The sequence below is a fragment of the Neorhizobium sp. SHOUNA12A genome, assembly GCF_023006505.1.
Taxonomy (GTDB): domain Bacteria; phylum Pseudomonadota; class Alphaproteobacteria; order Rhizobiales; family Rhizobiaceae; genus Neorhizobium.
The window spans coordinates 1-983 of sequence record NZ_JALBGV010000196.1 but is presented as its reverse complement, the minus strand read 5'-3'; the positions used below and the strand labels follow the sequence as shown (position 1 = coordinate 983).

3 protein-coding genes are annotated in these 983 nt (G+C 60.7%); 1 reads left to right on the top strand and 2 read right to left on the bottom strand.

Annotation, left to right across the window (positions count from 1 at the left end):
* Positions 1-302, bottom strand: a 302-nt coding sequence (locus MOV63_RS32445; RefSeq protein WP_247039842.1) for a DUF1173 family protein, incomplete at its 3' end; no start/stop codon positions are given.
* A 270-nt stretch (positions 303-572) separates the two neighbouring features.
* Here MOV63_RS32445 and MOV63_RS32440 point away from each other — a divergent pair.
* The gene (locus MOV63_RS32440; RefSeq protein WP_247039841.1) at positions 573-737 is read left to right on the top strand and encodes a hypothetical protein; all 165 of its coding nucleotides are present in this window, start codon (positions 573-575) and stop codon (positions 735-737) included.
* A gap of 51 nt (positions 738-788) precedes the next feature.
* On the opposite strand, the gene MOV63_RS32435 is transcribed toward MOV63_RS32440, so the two are convergent.
* A partial coding sequence (locus tag MOV63_RS32435; RefSeq protein WP_247039840.1) for a hypothetical protein occupies positions 789-983 on the bottom strand: 195 nt, incomplete at its 5' end.

The window sequence follows — 983 nt, the reverse complement described above, 5'->3', positions numbered from 1 at the left end:
AGCATCAGCGATGCGGTACCGGCGGTCGGATCGAACTTGATCGCGCGCCCCATCAAGGGTCCAAGGCCTGACAGTTCGTAGGGCGGTTCGTATGAAGGGCAGGCCGGATCGTGTTTGCCGCCCGAGAGCGGCATGCGCTTGATCACCAGCTGGTCGCCGATATCGGCCACATACATCGGGACCGGCGGTTGGCAGCAGAGGCAAAGCGGACGAACCTTTTCACGATAGGCGTCGGTCAGCAGATCCTGAAAGCCTTCATCACCCTCTTCAAGGACTGTGCCATCGAGCAGGAAGCGCCTCATGCGAACAGCTCCGGCCGCGCGTGAGGTGACGGCGAATATGGGTGCCACACGCGAGGAAAACCTGTCTGTTCAGATCGGCCGATTGTGCCGGACGGGCAAAGCCAGCTCAAGGCCGCGCGGCCCCTCCAAATTTCTCGTCCCTGCGTTTCACTCCGCTGCGACAAATTCGGTTCCTCCGCGCGCCGGCTCCGCCGGTCGTTCCGAGCCTTGACCTGACTTTCCCCGCCCTGCGTGCCGCCGTCATCTCTCACAAACGTCAAGGAGACGACGATGTCGATCGAACAACTCATCGAAGAACTGCGCCTCGAAGCCGCCAACGCTCCCACCATCGAAGAACGCCGACAGATCGAAGCCGAACTCGACCTGGCCCGGGCCGAGCTCGCGGTCATCATGGCCGAGATCGACGGCACGATCGAAGCCGAGCCGCCTTTCTGAGGCGGCTTTCTGCTGCACGTTGCCCGCCGCCGCCGAAGGTCGGGCCGTGCGTCAATAGCCATTTTCCTTCAGGTAGAAGTCGAGCGCCGCCTTCACCACCTGCGTCATCTTCAGATCGTTCTCCTGCGAAGCTTTTTGAAGGCGCGCTTTCAACTCGTAGTCCAAGGCGATGTTGATGAAGAATTTCACGCTGCGCTGTTTTGATCGTTTCAGGTTCTTCAAGCTGTAGCGGACATCCTCCTGCGC